Consider the following 18,416-nt stretch of genomic DNA (forward strand, 5'->3'; position numbering starts at 1 on the left):
TTTATGAACATCACCTCTATTTTTGTCAAAAACTTTTTACATTTTTAGTTTATATAATTATGTTCTATATGTCAAAAACTTTTTACATTTTTTTAAAAAAAACCACTAATATTTTTGAGAGTTAAAAAAACGATAATCTTTCTACATCTTGAATAGAAAGAATACCGTTTTTTCGTTTTGGGGTAGTATAAAATTCTTAAGTTGATGGGCATGTGGCGATACCCCTAATAAGAAAAATATTGTAACTATTTATTAAAATTGTTTGAATCAATAATTTGAACATTTAAATTAGGATAATGCTCTTTGAATACATTAATGCGCTCTGTTAATTGGGTCTTATTAAAACTAAATGTAAAAATATCTTGATCTGGTTTAAAAGTAACACTTGTACCAGTCTCTTTTGTTATTCCAATTACTAATAGTTCGGATTGAGGAATTCCATATTTAAAATCCTGATGATATACCCTACCTTCACGTCGAACTTCCGTTGACAGCTTCTCTGAAAGTGCATTTACCACCGCCATATTAATTCCTTTAAGTCCACCTCTAACAATAAAAGAAGCACTTGTATTATTTTTCCCGAGTTCTGTTAGAACTTCTTGTACTGAAGAATTAATAGAATTAGGCATTGTTTTTATCGGAATACCTCGTCCATTATCAGCCACAGTTACACTTCCATCTCCTTGAAGAACTATAACTATATCAGAACAATACCCTTCTTCATGTTCTAATATAGAGTTTTCAAGTACAGCCCATAGAAGATCATTTGGATTGTATCCCTTGTGCTCTTCACCTAGATACGTCATTTTATTATTTCTGGCCTCAGTAAGCTCTATATAACTACTTGTATCAATCAAATCTGAAAGTGCAGAGAGTAGTAAAAGTAAAGGGAATATCCGGTGAGTTGGAAGAGAGTAATGTCCTCCTCGTTCCTCTTGAACTAAAAGATCTGCTCCAAGTAAAGCTTTTGTATGATGATATAGTTGGCCAGTGGTTCCCATATTTAGTTGCTCTACAATTGCTATACCTGTAGTGGGACCACGTAACACAGTAGTTAGGATATCCAATCGTTGCTTATTACCAAGTGCAGACAATACTTTTGCCACCTTCTCACTGTCAAGCTCAAGTAAATCATATACATTTCTTTGTTGAGGATCCCACCTAATGCTATTTTGTCCTCTATACTGACCAGAATAAAATATCTCACCTAATTCATTCTTACTTTCTATATTTGATTCTGATTTTTTATTTTCCTTTATATGTAAAATTTTATTTGGAGATTGTGTACCAATAATTTGACTTAAAATTTGTTTAAGTTCCTTTACTTCTTGTGTAAGAAAATCTAGTTCCTCACCATAATTTCTGGAAGTAGTCAAAACACATCACCCCTTAAAGTAGATATTTATTTAAAATACGTAATTCCATAATTAAGTATATCGATTCAATAAAATGTTGTAAATACACCCTAAAGTAGAACTGATAGGATTATATTGACAAATAAAAGTATAAATATTATAATTTTCATCCAGTAAGTTTTTACGTAATTACGTAAAAAAATAAAATGTGGAGGTTTTAATATGAATTACACATTGAACGCATGTAAATTAGAAAAAAAAGATATTGGTAATAAAGCCTATTATTTACGAAAACTTATGGAATTAGGACTTAATGTACCAGAGGCTATCGTTTTGCCTATTAGTTTTTTTGTAAATCTTGATTTTTCACAAAAACTCAAGGATTTTGAAATGCAACTTAAGAAGTATTTATCTTCAGAAAGTGGTTGGGCAGTTAGGTCTTCATCTGTAAATGAGGATTCATTCGAAACGGCAATGGCAGGAAAGTTTCTAACTGAAATTATTGATTCTGATTGTAAATTCAGCCAAGCAGTAATGAATGTAATAAGATCAGCAGATACAGAAAATGAAATGGCAGTAATTGTTCAAAAATTTGTAAATCCTGATTTTGCAGGTGTTACGTTTTCAAAAAATCCAATTACAGATGAAGAAGATGTTGTTATTGAAATGGTAAAAGGAAAAGGGGGATTTCTAGTAGATGGAATTGTTACCCCTTGGACTTATAATAAAGGGAATTGGGAACAAAATAACAATCCTGATATTCCTGTATCTGTTATAGAAGAAATTACAAATACCGTTTGTAAACTTAAGAATCAAATGGGTTTTCACGTCGACTTGGAGTTTTGTATACAAGATAATGTGGTATATTGGCTTCAACTTCGACCTGTAACAACAAGCAACATTAATACGCCCCAGAAGCAGCGCATTCAAGATACTCATTTGTCTGGAGAATGGAACTTGCTTGATCAATGTACGGAGCCAGTAGTACCGCTTACTCAAAAATTAGATCCAAGTGGACTATTAAATTCTCCAAACTGGGATACAACGTTTATTAATAATTACCCTTACATCAAATTAAAACAGGCTTGGTCAAGTCCTTCTGTAGAGCAACATTTTAAAAAACAAGATATCTTGAAGGATTGGTACCGTATTTACAATAAATATAACCCAGTATTCAGTAAATTTCTTATTCAAAATCTAAAAGAATTATCGCTAAATCAATTATGGGAAAATCTATTTGAAAGAATCTCACTTTTTAGAGATTACTGTAAAGAATACATGAACAGAGAATGGTTAATGAATAGAAGGAAAGCAAGTGACGTTGTTATACAATGTTTAAAAGAAGCCTTAGGGGAAAATACAAATACTGATGCAGAATTAGCACTTTTAACACAGGGGCTCAATACTCTTACAACAAAAAAACATCAAATGCTGAACAACCTAATTATGCAAGCTAATCTCTATCCAGATTTCTATAATGATATTACTGATATAGAAAATAACAAAGATCATCCATGGGTAAAAATATTTAAAAAATTTATTAATGAATTTGGTTATGAGAGTCCACATCCAGTTATATGCCATTTACCAACACTTGCTGAAAATCCTGATGAGTTATTGTTATTAATTCAAAATATGTTGGAGAAGGGGCATAAACCAACACATGAAGTACAACCCGACAAGTGGAAAGAGCACGCTTTACTAGTTGAATCGAAATTAACAGATAAAAATAAAACTGTATTTCGTGAAAATCTACAGACTTATAGAGAAGCTTTACTACGAACAGAAGATGATGATTATTTGTTACAAAAAGGGATTGCGACAGTTCGCTTACTGATTAAAGAAATTGGAATAAAATTAAAAGAAAAAAAGTTATTATTAAGTCCCGAAGACATTTTTTATCTGTATCCTAATGAATTGGAAGATGTAATTAGTACTTTAAATAATCTATACATGGGTAATATCAAAGAACGTAAAAATGAATACGAAGAAGCAAAAACATCCATTCCACCAATGGTAATTAAAGATGGGGTAATACCAAAAATTACAAATTCGACAGAAGTGAAATTATTGCAGGGAAAAACAGCTTCACGAGGAAAAGCCGAAGGCATGGTATATGTTATAAACAATGTGCTTGATAGATCTTGTTATAATCAAATACCAAAAGGGTCCATTGTCGTCGCCCCTATATTATCACCCAGTTTAACCTATAATTTATTGTCTGTTTCTGCAATCATAACGGAAGCAGGTGGATTTTTCTCTCATGGCGCCATTTTCGCAAGGGAAAAAGGAATACCAGCAATAGTTGCGGTAAACTCTGTGATGAGTATATTAAACACCGGTGACATCGTTAGGATAGATGCAGATTCTGGTATGATTGAGATTTTAAATAGATAAAAGATTTAATCCTAAATAGTACAATAATGGAAACAGAAAAGAACTTTGCTCCAACCTATATATTGCAAGGTTCTTTTCTGCTTTATTCACTTTTTTGTTTTCATGTTCAATATATTTTCCACTATTGTTTTATTGATATTTTCTTAACGTGGTTTTTTTCCGAAATGCTGGCGGTACCCCATCGCTATCAAGCTAAGATTTTGCAAAGTCAATTTTAGGCGAGATTGTTTCTTTTTTCTAAAGGGCAAGTGTAGGTGATTATTAATCCTAGAGTGGCATCTCATACCGAGAATCGTTTCCGTACCCCTAAATACCCCACGTTATCACCTTATATAGATTCGGAATGTATACATTCTGTATTCGTTAACTATGTTCCTCCACTACATAATGAATACAAAAAATGTGAGAGTATATTCACCCTCACATGTGTTTAAATTATTATTCAGGATATTTAGTTTGTTGTTCCATATGTTTTGCAACGTCAATTAAGAGTTGCATCTCCTTTAAAAAAGCATTTACATCCCTAAAGGAATCCATAAAATAATACTCACTAAATTCATCATAACAGCCAGTGAGTTCAATTATAATTCTAGGTGCATTCTTATACTCAGGTTCAAGATAAAGCATATTACATCGGCAAAGAATTGTAAATAACTCGTTAAATTTCCCACCTAGAATAAAGGTGGCTTCATAATTATCATCAAATGATACAACATGGCTTGCTTCATATTGAAACCGTTCATTTCTAAATATAGTTCCTGTAATTTCTCTATACCTTATTGATGTTTCCACTGTCATAATCATCACCTCAGAGAAGTGATTCTATGCATGGATGCTAAACACCTTTTACAATATAGGGTATTATATTTTTATTTATAATTACGATACGTGAAATTTTATGTTTACCTTGTTAAAAAGCCCCCATAGATCTTACACCTATGAGAGCTACCTAAGGGTATTTAGACTTTCGACTCCATTTTATACGCTTCATTTAAAGAACTTTGCAACAAAACACTATATTTCCTATTAATATAGTTAATCCAATCGAGCAAGCCGAAATAAATTTTTGAAGTATGCATACTCATTTTCTAATTAGATTAATATAAAGGGAATAGAAACGTTATAATATTTTTTAGTTTGGAAGAGCGTAAAATTTCACTTTAAATGTACCGTTAGAAGTATATCCGCTAGGAGGACCTGCGATATACAAATTCTTTCTATCATCTCCTGAAGGGATCGTTAGAATAGAACCATCTCTAACATTTGACCAAATTACAGGGTCTGTACCTGATTTATCTCTTGCGATTTTAAATGACAAAGAGGTAGCACCTGCTCCTTCTAAAACAACTCGTACTTTGGTACCTGCCGCGAGATGTTCAAGTGAAAAATTATTACTTGATCTACTGGTTTGACCAGGCTGTGCCTTATAGAGTGACTCCACTTCTCTTGTTAAAGTCCCTGTTACATTAGACAATTGGAATGTTTGATTATTACCACCATGGAAATTATATACTGTAACATTTGTTCCATTTGCAGTACCATAACCACTTACATCTAACACTTTGTTTTGATCCTTCTTATTCCTTACATAATAATATCCATTTCCTGCTTCTGTTGGTATCCAATATTGCTCTTCCTTATTTTGATTAGATGTAGCAACTACATTATTAGAACCATTAAGATCATTCCAAGCTAATACTAAATTTTGATTTGCTATATTTTTAATTTGGTATGCTGATTTATTTGAATCATATACTAGCTTCCATTTTTGATTATTAGCGTTGCCATTTTGCCACAATTGAACATTTCCATCTGTTTGATTTAAGTCAACGACACTACTATTATTTAAAATAGAAACTATTTGATAAGCACCACCATCTTCCAGTTCCGGTGCATAAGGGTCAAAGTTAATGGGTGGCTTTGCGTTAGCAAGGGCTTTTTCAAATCTTCCATCTTTGATCTCAAGTGTTGCTTTTCCAAAGTTCGTAGTCATTAGTTTTTCACGAATATTTGGGCTTGGATAGCCATTCCAACCAACCATTGGTAGTTGGAGCCACTTGTGATAATAGTTTTCTGGCGGCTCGTCATTGCTATTAGCCAGGCGAAAAGCATGTGTCAAGCCGCCGTCCTTATGGTATACAATTTTCGGGTGGTTTCCATCGAATCTAACGTTTGAGCGAGGGTTAGTGTACCAATTACCATGTGCTGAATAAGTTACATATTGAACCTGACTATCTTTAACCCAAACTATTGTGTGTTCCCAGTCATGTCGATGTCCAAGCGCAGCAGGGCCCGAAGTTTGTTGATCTTTCTCAAAGTAACTCGCATACATAATGGCAGTCCAACCATTATTTGATTTGGCCCGAGAATAAGTGTTTGAATTTTCCAGTCGGTTAACATCCCTACAGACACTTTCCGGGGAACCGCCCAAACTTAGGCCAGGGTTAGTCGTGCCACCTGGAGAAATTGCTGCAGTCGCATAACACCCGTCTGTGTCGTAGTCATACACAGGAGCATAATCTAACTCTATCTTTGACGCATTTTGTGGAAGTGCCTTGATTACATCCGCATATGCTTTTGAGGTAGAAAGAAAACTCTTATCAAATTGTCCACCTAAGTTGAATGCAAATGTACTCAATACTATTAACGCTGTCATTACTATTTTTGATATTAATTTCATGTTCCCCCTCCTAGTTATATGAATAACATACATCGTAAAGGTCAACCTGTGTCTAAACGTAAAAATCCTCAAAATAGCGTGGTGACCCCTAAATATATATCATAAAGTTTATTTTATCCCATTTGCATTTCTTTTTTATTGAGAAATACAATTCAAATCAGTGTTATATTCAGAAATAGATAAAGCACTCTTTCGAAGGCCTTCTATTATTCTAATTTTTATTTAAGAGTTCTCTTTTGCTTATATATAATAATAAAGAATCCTTATTATAAGGAATCTGCAACATCCCAAACAATGCAGTATCCATTAAGCGGATTATTTAGGCAAAAAATTAAATGTAGACTATTGTTTAAGTGTTTTATTTTTTATTAAAAATTAAAGTACGTGAAATTATATATTTTCCTTATTAAAAAAGCTCCCATAGATCTTACACCTATGAGAGCTACCTAAGGGTATTTTAACTTTCGACTCCATTCTATTGTAACAGGCTTTCACCATACATGAGAAACATAATGAGCCAAAAACAGACCATCATAATAAGAAATTCTTTAAACCCTTGCTGAAAGGAAATACGACCTTCTTCCATCCTACATGCTGTAGATTTGAAAAAAAGTTTAATTAAAACCTAATTAAAAAAATTGATTTCATCACAAAAGAGTCAAAATATTTTAACTAGAGTATTTCGACTTCATAAAAGTAAAAAAGATAGGGAAATTTTATTTTTTATAGATATGTCGGGTCAATTTACAAATTATTTTCATGTGTCAATGATAAAAATATATTTTTTATTATGGCTACTTTTCAACTAGTACAATATCATCAAGATTGACATCAAAGCTGAACGCAGCAAGATGATAAATGTAGAATTCACTTGAATTAATAGAATTTGGAGTAGTAAATTCGACCGATTTTCGTTCATACTGTGAGGAATTAAATCCCAAACTAGCTGTGCCTCTTCCATTAACATCTACTGAAACCCATACTTCTGAACTAGGAGTATTTACTTTTCCAGATGCGGACAGTATGTAGGTAGTATTAGGTTTCAAAGTTATGGATCCAAACAATGCTGAACCGAATGATGCGTTTACATGAAGCCCTTTAGAATTATTTACTCCTGCATTCTCTTCAATATTGTATTTTATATTACCAAATGGTTTAAGAGGTTCTAAACTTGAATTGTGATCAAAATCCATATTTAAAACATACGATTTCTCCATTGCCTTTAACTGTACATTATCAAACTTAGCCCTTCCATTTGCTGTAGAAGCAAGTTTAACAGCAAAGTTTGACACATCCTCCCCTGTTTTAAACTTCATCTCATGATGTTCTGGCTTAAATCCTGTATACTGCTTCTTTGTTAATGGAACTATTTCTTGAGTGGCATTCAGGTTACCTACTGTTACTTCTGATGGAGAACCTATACTTCCCGATATATCAAATGTTAATGTATATTCTGTATTCGGCTTTACAGTAACAAGCTGATAGGCTGTATCTGAATGTATTAATTTCAGATAATGATTGCCTGGTTCAGAATTGCCGATATTCTCGGTAGAAGAATTAGGATTAGATAAAATCCAGTTATTTAGCCCTTCCTCAAAGTCTCCATTCCTAACTTGTTCATTTGCAGATATGCTTTCTGCTGATACAATACCTGAAAAACTTATACTGGCACTTAATACAATTGCTGTAGAACATGCCCCTATACCAAATTTTTTTAACAATTTCTTCAGCTCCTTTGATCAGATTAAAATTTATTTTTTCATACTTTCTATATATATTTGGATGAACTCTCCTAAGAACAACTTTATCAATAAATGATTTATAGGTTATTTTCAATTGACAGATTTTCAACATATACATGGACACCTCGCTTAAATTCTAGTTACATTTACACAACACAAGTGAAACAAATAGAAAATTATTGCATGAAAATAAGCTGAAGAATCGAAACGAAGCAATTCGTCAGATCATAGACAAAGGATTAAGTCGTAAATAATGGCTACCCTTTTTATTTTCGCCAAAAAACATAAAAACGCATGTAAAGTACGTTTCTCCTTTTACATACGTTTTCATAGCAAATACGACTATTATTATTAACAACCCCTTCAAAACCCCATACAAGCAAATCTGAAGGGTCATTTTTTAGTTAAATTAATTTTTTTCATGTATTCTTAAAGAAAATGAAAAAAGAGCCAGAATTCCATCACAACTCATGTATGAATTGGTTCTGTATGTGTACATGTTGGATATTGTGAACAGCCAAAAAACTTATTACCTGTTTTATTTGAATTACGAACGACTAAATCATGTTTACATGTGGGACATTTCCGTTCTGCAGGTTTTATCCCTTGATACACATCTTCAGCCGAATATTCAGGATTGATTTTATTAATTAATTTCTGAAGTTCTACACGATCTATTAGTTTTACATTGCAAGCTTCCGCTAATTCTTTCGCTTGCCTTGTATACACACTGTTCGTTACAACCCAGCCCTCGTGTGCTTTGTAATAAGCTTGTGCTGCATATATCTCTTGTACGGCACTGATGCCGACTCTATTTTTCATCCCGTAGCGTTTCGCCTGGATTACAATACGATTCTTCCCCTTCAATACCAAATCCGCTCCGAAATCATTTGACTGCTTTGTAACTGTTGGAGAATAACCCAACTCTCGAAAGAGAGCTTTTAGGTATACCTCGAATTGATGTCCGTCCATTTTGTCTATATAACGAATACCAGACTTAGCCATTCGCTTTAATATTCTTCGCTCCTGGATCTTCCGGTACATGAATTTACAAATACGAAAAAGAACGTAAAGGATAAAACCATACATCAAAATTTGTAATATGTTTGGCATTTCTGGTAGATTAGACACTTCGCTCCACCTCTTTAATTGGTTTCATTTTCTTTGGTTTGACTGTTTCTTTTGCCTGTTGCTCAGTCACTTGTTTCTTTCGGACATCGTTCCAATCTTTTTCATTCATTGGAATATCCTCTTTAAGATCGACAAAGCATTTCATTGTCTGAATGAAGTCTTTCCCAGCCTTATCATTATCAACTGCCATTATGACTTCTTTAATATCGTGCCCTTCTTTTTTCGCATCCATTAAAGATTGAATCACTGTTTTCGACTTCAATCCATGCATAGAAACCAGACGAGCGTTTTGGATATTATTTTGTTTAATGCTCCAATGAGATAACATGTCGATTGGATCTTCATAAAAATAAATCTTATCCGGTTTACCTACATCAACCGTAAAACCGGCATGGATTTTTTCATAATTCGGGACAATTTGCTTAAAACTACCCCTTTTATTCTCCATTTTGACCGTACCTTGACGGTTCATTCCAATGACTTGCCCTTTGCCTCCCTCTTCCCTCCATTTGAACACCACGTTATTTTTCTTATCCTGGGCGATGAGATCCTTTTTAATCAGCCAGTTTACTAAACGAGGATCAATTTTCCGTTCATGAATTAGATATTCTTTAATCTCTGTTTGCTTATTTACTTCCAGGTGTTTGGGATAACTAAAAGGCCGCTGCTCTTTTTTGCGCTCCTCTTCAGCTTTTGAACGATCAAACTCTTTGTAGTCCCCCTTCTGAATGTCCATCACAGCTTGTGGAAATGTCATGTCATAGTACATCATGGCAAAGCTAATCGCTCCATATCCTTTTTCCCCTCGACTATTCCAGGCGTATTGATTCCCTTTAATGATGAGACTGTCATGCTCCGTATGACGATAATAGTTCCCCTCTTTCTTAAACGCTTCGCCTTTTGCTTCCAGATATGAAATCAAGTCAACTTTTCTTGCTTTCATCGCATCCTCCGCACTGACATATGCCATTACGGAATCCCCCCTTTACTCTATAAAATGAAATAAAAAAGAGGACTATTCCGTTTCCTAGTCCTTTTCTCTTAATCTACAATTTCAGCTTTATGGTTCTGTTTCTTGATCCTCAGCTTTTTCACAATTCTTTGACCAAATAACAACAACACGTTCAAAGAGACAGCTACAAGGAACATACAGCTCGCAAACAGCCATACATTCATGACATTCCCTCCTTTCGTTTTACAAATGAAAAGAGGGCTTTTACTTTTGCCCTCCTTCATTACTAGATATAAAAAAATCACTTTCCGTTTTCTCAATTGAGTAACAAAAAATGATTTAATCTGGTGTTCCTGTTATACAATTTTTCATCGTTCCATTTCCATTGTTTCTCTTTTTCTACTTGATTTTTTTGTAGCCTTCGAATGGTCTACATTACCTGAATCTGGCGCCTTTTCTATTTCTTTAAGATTCGTTTGTTTTCCGCTCAATGGCTGAAATTTTTTATCTACATCCATTTCCTTTGATGTTGTAGACTGATTCACCGTAATTCCTTCTTTCCCAAGCTTCTCATCAACCTGGTTTTCTAATTTCACTATATGTTCCTGGCTTACCAGCTCATTATCAATCGAAACATATTTCGTTGTATAATACCGCTCTTCAGCTTTTACACGAGTGACAATACTATTAATATTATCTGGTGTTTCTTCATACTGTGAACGTCTATATGCTTCGAATTTTCGGCTTAAGTCCTTATCTAATGTAGTTGACTCTTTTTCTTTTGAAGGTTGTATTTGTTGATCTAAAGAGACAATAGGTTCATATCCTTCCTTTTTCATTTCTTTATACAATTCCACTTCTTTTTCATTAAATGAGTAATTTTTTTGTCCCTCCGCTTTATCAACTAAGAGTCCATATCGTTCATCTTTTACGATTTCATCAAGACTCATATTTGCATCTTTTTCATAAACAACAAATGACAAATTCCCTCTTCCATCAAAGATAGAGCTTTGAACCTTTTCATATAAATCTGGTTTCAAAATGTTATCTAGGTACACATTTTCTCGTTTCCCGTTCTTTTCCATGAGGGAAACATATAAATCGTCCCGATCTGTTTTATCTTGATTCCATACAGACACATAATTTATATCTTTCGTAACAGCATCCATCATGTGGATTCTTGCCTGCTCTTCATCTTGTATACTGTTTGCTAATACTTCAATTGTAACTAAGTGATTGGGTGTCTCTTTCGGTTTTTCTAATGGATTTTCTTGTGCTTTTTCCATCGGTATTTCTTTGTCATTTCTATAATTCATCACTTCATCTCGTAACGCTTGTTTTACTTCATCCGATAAATACCTTTTCTCGTTTAATACTTGTTCATACGGTGTCTTGTAGTCCCCATCCCCCATATCCAAACGATCCATACTCACAAGCTCCATTCTCCCAAAATCTCTATCTACTTCTTTTGGAATGGCAATATGATAACGAGCTTGATCGTAAGGGATGGTTTGACCTCTTTCTTTAGCTTCTTCTCTTGCTTTTTCAATACTTGAAATAACTTCAGCCATTTTTTCATTGGCCTCTCCAAATGGAATTAGTTGATTACTCTTAAAGTTTTCATTGTCGCTCCATTGAACTAACATTGTTGGTCGATTAATTTCATTCTGATTTAGTGCTGCATATTTTTCTTGATTCGCCTCGTTAAATGCATCAATAAATTCTTTATCACTCAATTTCTCTGCACCTTCTACAGGTTCAAACGCTCTATTTCTATCTGCTTGCTCCCTTAACTCTGCAACAGAAACAAACGCTTGTGTCGTATTACTTAAACTCATGTATTCCACCAATAAAATATTTTTTTCATTCTGTTTTTCATTTGCAAGATTAGGTTGAGAATTTTTTTCTAGTCCAATTGGTGCAAGTATTTTTTCTTCTACATTTTCATATTCAATCGTTGTATAATAACAATAACCATTCCCATCATCTAAATCTAAATCTTTATAACTTGCCTCTTCTCCTACTATATATCCATCTATATATCCAGGACCATCAACACGAAAAACCAATTCATCGTGCTGTAATGGCTTACCTGTTTCTTGGCAATAAATCACTTCTGATTCAGATTTAGGATATAGTCCTTTATATTCAATATCATTATTCATTACTTCTTTATGCGCTGTTGAAATTCGGTGATTAATTACATTCAAAGCTAAACTCACTGAATTTTGAAACCAAAAATCCTTATGATTTTCTTTCACAAGTTCATTAACACAATCGACTTTTAAATGCTTTTCACGATCTAACGAAACCTTAGCAATTGGTATATCATCGAAACTATCTCCTAACAAATCAGCTTCATAATACGGCTCTAATGTATCCATAATTTTCTTGAATTTATCTTGTTCTCTGTTTGTACCAAATTCATAAACAATCTGTTCCATCTCCCTTAAATTCAAACGAATATTAGGGTTTATTTCTTCTAATACACGATTATCTTCTGAAAGTTGAATTTCATAGTTTTCCCAATGTTTTTCAAAATTTAATCCAAGCCTTTCATTGATAAGTCGCTGCGCATTTTGTTGGATGCCTGTTAAAACTTCGAAATTATCTCTTACATTTCCATCTTTATTTTCAGACACTTGTTTTGCCATATGATCTACTCCTTTTTCGTTTGTTTTTTCTTTTTCCAGCGAGCTTTCAATTGTTTCGATAAATTCAATGGAAGTTTCATGTACTTCTTTCAACAACTTCGTTTTATCTTTCATTTCTTTTTCTTGTGTCCAGCTCGCTAAATAACCTAACGAATATTCACTTGTATCAATCCCAAAATAAGAAGAAACGGCATAAGCCGTCATTTCTGCTTGAAACTCTTTTTCTGGCGATGTGTAATTCATACGTGTCTCTGCTGTATGAAGTTTGGCATGCGCCAATTCGTGAAGAAGTGTTTTTACATTTTGCAATTCACTGTTTCTAGGATTCAAAGCAACCTCTTTTGTTAAGGTGTAACTAACTCCCTTTGCAACCCCAAGTTCTTGCTTCGGCTCAATAATTTTCACACCGTTTTTTTCCGCAATGGCTTCCATTCCCTTGTACAAACTCTTGTAATCTGTTATGCTCCCGTCTAGCCAACGATTTGGAAAAATACGAGGAAGATCTTCCGCTTTTGCGTTTGTTTGGGACACATCAAACACATGACCGACAGCAAAATATAAGCGACCTGGTTTCACTTCTACGCTTTTAGATTCAATTTGTTTTTTCTCTTGCTCACTCGCCTTTGTAACGGATTTCCATGTCCCATCTTTGTCTTTAAATTTTGCTACAGTTCGGTTTGGAACAAGAATTTTGATTCCTTTCTCACCCTTCTTAACCGGAAATCCTTTTTCTTTCCAAAAAGAAAAGGAACCAACTGCACTGGCTCCCTGGAATTGACTTTGTATTAATGAAATATTAGATAGTGAATAGTGATAAAACTTTGCCATAAACGTTAAATACTCTTTCAAATCTCCCGTTGTACGAAAATAACCTTCTACACTTTTTTCCATCTTTTTTGTTAAAGCTTGCACAGCTTCTTTCTTTTCATCTGGTGATTTTGTTTGATACTTTTTCTTATAACTTTTACTCATGATCTTCTCCTACTCTTTCACTTGCTTTTTGTAATTCCTCCATTTCCTCTTCATTCCATCTCTCAGCTGTATCAAAGAAAAGCTCATGAGTTTTCACATCAACTGGAACTAACATATTTTCTTGATTCATGACATGGACTGCAAGTTCTTCCTCTTGTTCTCGTGTAATTTTGATTGTTAGTTCTTCCTCTTTTACAAGTAAAACAAGTTCACCTTCTCCAACCTCTTTAATGACCCCTAATGCGATATCTTCACGAAATAATAACATCCTACTAACCTCCTGTTTTTTTATAAAAAGAAACAATGTAGCTTACGTTACATTGTTCTTTGATGCCTCATGATCTAAACGTTTTTGTCTTGCGTTACTAATCCGTTCCGCTACGACTTCTTTTGCCATCTTTACACCCCCTACTTCAATTTTATCTGTTGTAATAATACTCTCTAAATCCAAGTCATTAGCAAAAAAGTATCCATTTAATAACTCAATTAAAACCTGTGTGTTTCTATCCGCACTATTTGCACCAAGACGAATTTTTGTTAGTTCACTTTTTAACACATCATGTAAGTTTTTTGATACCACTTCTGTTACATAATTTAACGACCATTCTGTATTTTTTGCCGCTTCATGCTCCTTGCAAATTCTTCCCATTGCTTCCCCTGTGTATCGAATTCCGTGTTCCTCCATGTAATCCTTTATATAATCCTCTGTCTCTTGATCCATCGTTACCTGTCTTCTAATTGTACTCATTTAATAACCCCTCTCATTTTGATATGCACTTTCTTTTTGCATACGCTCATAATACTTTTGGTTCTTCCAACTCTCATATTCACTTTTAAAAGCACGTTCCACTTTTCTCATAGAATACTGAATAGATACATTCTGTTGAAATTTTTGAAACGGCTTTGACTTCTTCATGTGATGGATTCTCATTTGTTCCTTATCATATGCCTTCATTTCTTGTAAAAAGGCGTTCCCCATTCTTTTATACAAGTCATTTATTTTATTCGTCTTGTAATTTTCATATTGCTTCTTATCATACTTTCCTTCCCCATATGCTTCTTTAAAAACTTGCACTTCTTTATCTAACTTTTGGAGAAACTGATCGTAATCTTTTTTATGATGATGTTGAATATACCGACTGCTTAATTCATCAATTTGCGGCTTTAATGGTTGAATCGTATTGTAGCTATATTGCCACTGTCTTTTATCACTTGGTAACTGTTTATAGATTTGTAAAAACAATGGTTTCAAATGTTGATTACGCCAATCAAAAACGGAATCTTCTTTTTTCCTTCCCACCATATTGTTTCGAATCAGATCATTAATTTGTTTTTGTTCCTGCTTACGATCTAACAAATTATTTACGACTTTACCCTTCATCGCATCTAATGTTTTGGGTTTTCTTTTACCACGTTCTCTCGTTGGAATTGGTTCAACAGTTGCTACATGAATATGAATATTATCCGTGTTAAAATGAATGGCTGCTGACCAGATAGAGCTATTTTCCAACCCCTCTTTTTTTTGCATTTCCTTCATCGCAAGCCGTGTTACATCCATTAACTTCTTTTCATCCAATGTTTTTGTTTTCTCATCATAAATCCCTTGTTTCTCTAACCAGGGATTATGAAAAGAAATGACATCTTGCCACATGATACTTCCATTCTCATGAGCCGTTTTAAACATTTCCTTTAAGGACTTTTTTTCACTTTCTGTTAAACGATTTGCGTGTTCCGTAAATAGTGCCGATGTCTTTTCTGAATTCCCCATATAGTCTTGATACGTTTCGAACATTTTCGGATTCAGCTTCACTTCACTTTTCGCTTCCTCCCGATCTACATAATCAATATAGTTCTGAAAAGCATCCGAACTTGGCAACACAAATTTCGTTTTTAAAACAACACCTGGTGTGACGGAAGACTGAATAGGAACAGCATTATTCATTTTCAACATCCTGCATCATCATTTGAATAAACTCATTCATTTTTTCCATTGCGCTATAACAATCACTCATCATATGGATGTTCTTTTCAATGAGATTTTCTAATTCCATTTCCCTTTTATTTTGTTGCTGAAAAAATGCTAACATTTCAATTTGGTCTTTCAAAAATTTCTGCCGGGATAACCCTTTCCTCTTTGCAATTTCATCTATTTTCTTTACGGCAATTGGATCTACTTCTCTAATTCTAATTTCCACTTTTCCCTCTCCTTTCTGCAAATTTGGGTAGAGATCAAAAAATAGTGAGAAGAGCATAAGGGGTTTTTGTTCCCACCTAAGGTGTGAAGCTAGGCGGAGCCTAGCAAAACGATGGGAACAAGAAAACCTGCAAGGTGAGTACTCACTGATGACACAAATTAAACTGATGAGCACTCACTGACGATACAAAAACCAACAGATGAGCACTCAATGAGTACTCTAATTTGACTGGTGAGTACTCACTGACGACATGACTTTTTTCACTTTTTATTAATTTCTTGTGCCTTTTTCTCTAACTTTTTGATTTTATCTCGTGCAATTTTTTGTTCTGCTTTAAACAATTCCACGTTCTTTTCTGATGATTTTATTTTTGATTCTAGGGATGCTATTTTTGATTGTGTTTCTGTTTTTTCCGCTTCGGTTTGGTACTTCATTTCATCTTGTAATTCTTTTACTTTTTCATAAACCGTCTTCGCATTTTCTTCTTCCAGTTTGATTGCTTTCCCATAATTTTTTATCTTTGTTTCGATATCCTTTTTGTCTCTTTCTATAAAATCTAGCTCATATGTTTTTTTATCTTCAGCTAACAGTTCATCATTTGCTTTTGTTTTTCTTTGATCGGTAAATATCGTCTGAACTAATTTATTCGGACTTTTTGTTGCTGCATTTTCTTCTTCAGCTTCGTTCACATCTTGTGTGAATTTACGAATATCCATTTGTTCTTTTTCACCATTTTCCTTGTAAATATCGAAAGCTAACGCTCCCCAATTCGGAGATAAGTCTTTTACTTCTACTACGTATTTTCCGTTCTCCTCATACAATACTTTGACAGGTAATTGAACACCTGGATTTGCTTTTTGCTGTGCTTTAAATGTATATCCTGTTTCCTCATATCCTTCTAATCGAAAGTAAATTTGTATAAAGTTTTTATGTGGATTGTATTCCCTTTTCTCTACAATCAATTTCCCCATACCCGACAACTTAATTACTTTATTTGTCTCTGTATGGAATAGTTTTTCATCGTTTGGCATGTAAATTTTTGATGTCAAGAAAGCGAAAAAACCCAAAAATAGAAAACTGATAATTGTTAAGTAGATCCACGACTTATTTTTTCTTAGATTGATTCTTTCACTCTTCTTACCAATCGCTCCTATCACACTCTCACCCCACCTTTTTCGTTATAAAACTTTCATATTTAACTCTTCCACACTTGTAACTCGCCATGTTTCATTTTCTTTTTTCATGATGATTCGTAACACATTGTTTACTTTTTCTTCTCGGTTTTGCGTTGAATCTGTCGTGACATTTATAAATTCAGCTAACACATTTACCTCCTCTTTATCGGGTTCATTTTCTTGTAAATAAAACTTCATTTCTATTGGTTTCGTTTTATACGTATCTCCTAATTCGTATTTATCAGTTGGATAAAATTGTTGTAATAGTTCTTCACTCATAATGGATTTTGCTTTTTCTTTTCGCTCACTGTAGCCTTCTTTTTCTCGATGAAATGATAATTGAATAAACGTTTCGGCTGTCGATAAATACGCCCTTCTCTGTTGTTCTTGTGCGGAAGGAAGCACCTTATCCAGTCGTTTTTTTAAGTCTTCATTTTGTTTTGTTAGTAATTCATTTGACAGTTTTAACTGTTTTTCTTTGCCATCACTCATTGATTTTTTGCTCAAATAGATATTAAAAGCCGTTACACCTACAACTAAAATGACAAACACAATAAACAAAGATTTTCGTTTATCTTTCATTCTTTTAGTCTCCTATTCTTTCGGTTTTTAGAACCTTCTTACATGACCAGAAAAGACTTTTTTCCAATACGGATTGTTTAAATCTTCAATAGAAACACCTTTATTCGTTTGACATCCAATAAAAGTATTTTTATCAATTACAATACCAACGTGTCCGTCATGTTTGTAGGTATCAAAGAAAATAACGTCACCTGGTTTCATATCATTTGCTGACACTTTTGTACCAATTTTATTTAATGTTTCCGTACTTACAGCTCCTATTGGACTGGTATACATACCTACTTGTTCGAACGCCCAGCGTACAAAACTTGAACAATCAAAAATCCCTCTTGCGATGTCATTTGTGTTACGTCCTCCACCAAATACATAGGTAGAACGCCCTATCCATTGGCGACCTACATCGGCAACTTTTGAACCGCTACTTCCGCCACTTCCTGGATTTCCTCCTCCACCAGAAACGACAGAACCCGGCTGATAATATTTTAAAACTGCGTCAACGTACAAGTAGAGTAAGCACCCAGCGCCTTTTCACATTGCTGTGATAGGTTTCCAAATGCTCCTCCCCGAACCGGACTTACATC

15 protein-coding genes and 2 pseudogenes are annotated in these 18,416 nt (G+C 34.0%); 2 read left to right on the top strand and 15 right to left on the bottom strand.

The genetic code is table 11. From position 1 onward, the window contains the following. Window positions 1–245 precede the first annotated feature (245 nt). A complete protein-coding gene (locus tag MRP26_RS28190; protein ID WP_242807347.1) occupies window positions 246–1,376 on the bottom strand; it encodes an ATP-binding protein in 1,131 nt (376 codons plus the stop codon). 201 nt (window positions 1,377–1,577) lie between these two features. Here MRP26_RS28190 and MRP26_RS28195 point away from each other — a divergent pair, with 201 nt between their 5' ends. After that, window positions 1,578–3,752 carry a PEP/pyruvate-binding domain-containing protein gene (locus MRP26_RS28195; RefSeq protein ID WP_242807348.1) on the top strand — a complete coding sequence of 725 codons (2,175 nt, stop codon included), beginning with the start codon at window positions 1,578–1,580 and terminating at the stop codon, window positions 3,750–3,752. A 438-nt stretch (window positions 3,753–4,190) separates the two neighbouring features. On the opposite strand, the gene MRP26_RS28200 is transcribed toward MRP26_RS28195, so the two are convergent. The 3 genes from MRP26_RS28200 to MRP26_RS28210 all read right to left on the bottom strand — a co-directional run bounded on the left by MRP26_RS28200 (window position 4,191) and on the right by MRP26_RS28210 (window position 8,153). Further along, window positions 4,191–4,550: a hypothetical protein gene (locus MRP26_RS28200; protein WP_242807349.1), complete on the bottom strand. Its 360-nt coding sequence runs from the start codon at window positions 4,548–4,550 to the stop codon at window positions 4,191–4,193. A gap of 334 nt (window positions 4,551–4,884) precedes the next feature. Further along, window positions 4,885–6,432 carry an NPP1 family protein gene (locus MRP26_RS28205; RefSeq protein WP_242807350.1) on the bottom strand — a complete coding sequence of 516 codons (1,548 nt, stop codon included), beginning with the start codon at window positions 6,430–6,432 and terminating at the stop codon, window positions 4,885–4,887. A 794-nt stretch (window positions 6,433–7,226) separates the two neighbouring features. Then, a complete protein-coding gene (locus tag MRP26_RS28210; protein ID WP_242807352.1) occupies window positions 7,227–8,153 on the bottom strand; it encodes a carbohydrate binding domain-containing protein in 927 nt (308 codons plus the stop codon). Between the two features lie 154 nt (window positions 8,154–8,307). Between MRP26_RS28210 and MRP26_RS31175 the strand changes: the two are divergent. Further along, window positions 8,308–8,428: pseudogene (locus MRP26_RS31175) on the top strand (ribbon-helix-helix domain-containing protein). Between the two features lie 214 nt (window positions 8,429–8,642). On the opposite strand, the gene MRP26_RS28215 reads toward MRP26_RS31175, so the two are convergent. The 11 genes and pseudogenes from MRP26_RS28215 to MRP26_RS28260 form a co-directional block, all read right to left on the bottom strand. Then, the gene (locus tag MRP26_RS28215; RefSeq protein ID WP_242807354.1) at window positions 8,643–9,305 is read right to left on the bottom strand and encodes a restriction endonuclease; all 663 of its coding nucleotides are present in this window, start codon (window positions 9,303–9,305) and stop codon (window positions 8,643–8,645) included. Next, window positions 9,298–10,275 carry a DUF3991 and TOPRIM domain-containing protein gene (locus MRP26_RS28220; RefSeq protein ID WP_242807356.1) on the bottom strand — a complete coding sequence of 326 codons (978 nt, stop codon included), beginning with the start codon at window positions 10,273–10,275 and terminating at the stop codon, window positions 9,298–9,300. Before MRP26_RS28220 ends, MRP26_RS28215 begins: the two co-directional genes overlap by 8 nt. Window positions 10,276–10,346: 71 nt before the next feature. Then, on the bottom strand, window positions 10,347–10,481 hold the full coding sequence (locus tag MRP26_RS30865; protein ID WP_276576191.1) for a hypothetical protein: 135 nt from the start codon (window positions 10,479–10,481) through the stop codon (window positions 10,347–10,349). A 144-nt stretch (window positions 10,482–10,625) separates the two neighbouring features. Continuing rightward, complete coding sequence (locus MRP26_RS28225) at window positions 10,626–13,883, bottom strand: LPD25 domain-containing protein (protein WP_242807357.1); 3,258 nt, start codon at window positions 13,881–13,883, stop codon at window positions 10,626–10,628. After that, window positions 13,876–14,151 carry a hypothetical protein gene (locus MRP26_RS28230; protein WP_242807358.1) on the bottom strand — a complete coding sequence of 92 codons (276 nt, stop codon included), beginning with the start codon at window positions 14,149–14,151 and terminating at the stop codon, window positions 13,876–13,878. Before MRP26_RS28230 ends, MRP26_RS28225 begins: the two co-directional genes overlap by 8 nt. Before the next feature lie 42 nt (window positions 14,152–14,193). Continuing rightward, window positions 14,194–14,631 carry a hypothetical protein gene (locus MRP26_RS28235; protein ID WP_242807359.1) on the bottom strand — a complete coding sequence of 146 codons (438 nt, stop codon included), beginning with the start codon at window positions 14,629–14,631 and terminating at the stop codon, window positions 14,194–14,196. Further along, entirely contained in the window at window positions 14,632–15,825 is a 1,194-nt protein-coding gene (gene mobP2, locus MRP26_RS28240; RefSeq protein WP_242807360.1) for a MobP2 family relaxase, read from the bottom strand. Next, the gene (locus tag MRP26_RS28245) at window positions 15,818–16,078 is read right to left on the bottom strand and encodes a hypothetical protein (RefSeq protein WP_002090361.1); all 261 of its coding nucleotides are present in this window, start codon (window positions 16,076–16,078) and stop codon (window positions 15,818–15,820) included. The genes mobP2 and MRP26_RS28245 overlap by 8 nt, the downstream gene beginning before the upstream one ends. A 260-nt stretch (window positions 16,079–16,338) precedes the next feature. Further along, entirely contained in the window at window positions 16,339–17,235 is an 897-nt protein-coding gene (locus tag MRP26_RS28250) for a hypothetical protein (RefSeq protein ID WP_242807361.1), read from the bottom strand. Window positions 17,236–17,256: 21 nt separating this feature from the next. Beyond that, window positions 17,257–17,835 (bottom strand): hypothetical protein, encoded by a 579-nt coding sequence (locus tag MRP26_RS28255; protein ID WP_017674551.1) that lies wholly within the window; start codon window positions 17,833–17,835, stop codon window positions 17,257–17,259. A 27-nt stretch (window positions 17,836–17,862) separates the two neighbouring features. Continuing rightward, a pseudogene (locus tag MRP26_RS28260) lies at window positions 17,863–18,339 on the bottom strand (C40 family peptidase); the annotation flags it as partial. Between the last annotated feature and the right edge of the window lie 77 nt (window positions 18,340–18,416).

Source organism: Bacillus sp. CCB-MMP212, from assembly GCF_022748145.1.
In the GTDB taxonomy this organism is placed as follows: Bacteria; Bacillota; Bacilli; order Bacillales; family Bacillaceae_G; genus Bacillus_A; species Bacillus_A cereus.

Coding starts and splice junctions, on each gene's coding strand:
- MRP26_RS28205 (WP_242807350.1), bottom strand. CDS start 6,432: ATGAAATTAATATCAAAAATAGTAATGACAGCGTTAATAGTATTGAGT.
- MRP26_RS30865 (WP_276576191.1), bottom strand. CDS start 10,481: ATGAATGTATGGCTGTTTGCGAGCTGTATGTTCCTTGTAGCTGTCTCT.
- MRP26_RS28235 (WP_242807359.1), bottom strand. CDS start 14,631: ATGAGTACAATTAGAAGACAGGTAACGATGGATCAAGAGACAGAGGAT.
- MRP26_RS28225 (WP_242807357.1), bottom strand. CDS start 13,883: ATGAGTAAAAGTTATAAGAAAAAGTATCAAACAAAATCACCAGATGAA.
- MRP26_RS28195 (WP_242807348.1), top strand. CDS start 1,578: ATGAATTACACATTGAACGCATGTAAATTAGAAAAAAAAGATATTGGT.
- MRP26_RS28230 (WP_242807358.1), bottom strand. CDS start 14,151: ATGTTATTATTTCGTGAAGATATCGCATTAGGGGTCATTAAAGAGGTT.
- MRP26_RS28220 (WP_242807356.1), bottom strand. CDS start 10,275: ATGGCATATGTCAGTGCGGAGGATGCGATGAAAGCAAGAAAAGTTGAC.
- mobP2 (WP_242807360.1), bottom strand. CDS start 15,825: ATGAATAATGCTGTTCCTATTCAGTCTTCCGTCACACCAGGTGTTGTT.
- MRP26_RS28200 (WP_242807349.1), bottom strand. CDS start 4,550: ATGACAGTGGAAACATCAATAAGGTATAGAGAAATTACAGGAACTATA.
- MRP26_RS28255 (WP_017674551.1), bottom strand. CDS start 17,835: ATGAAAGATAAACGAAAATCTTTGTTTATTGTGTTTGTCATTTTAGTT.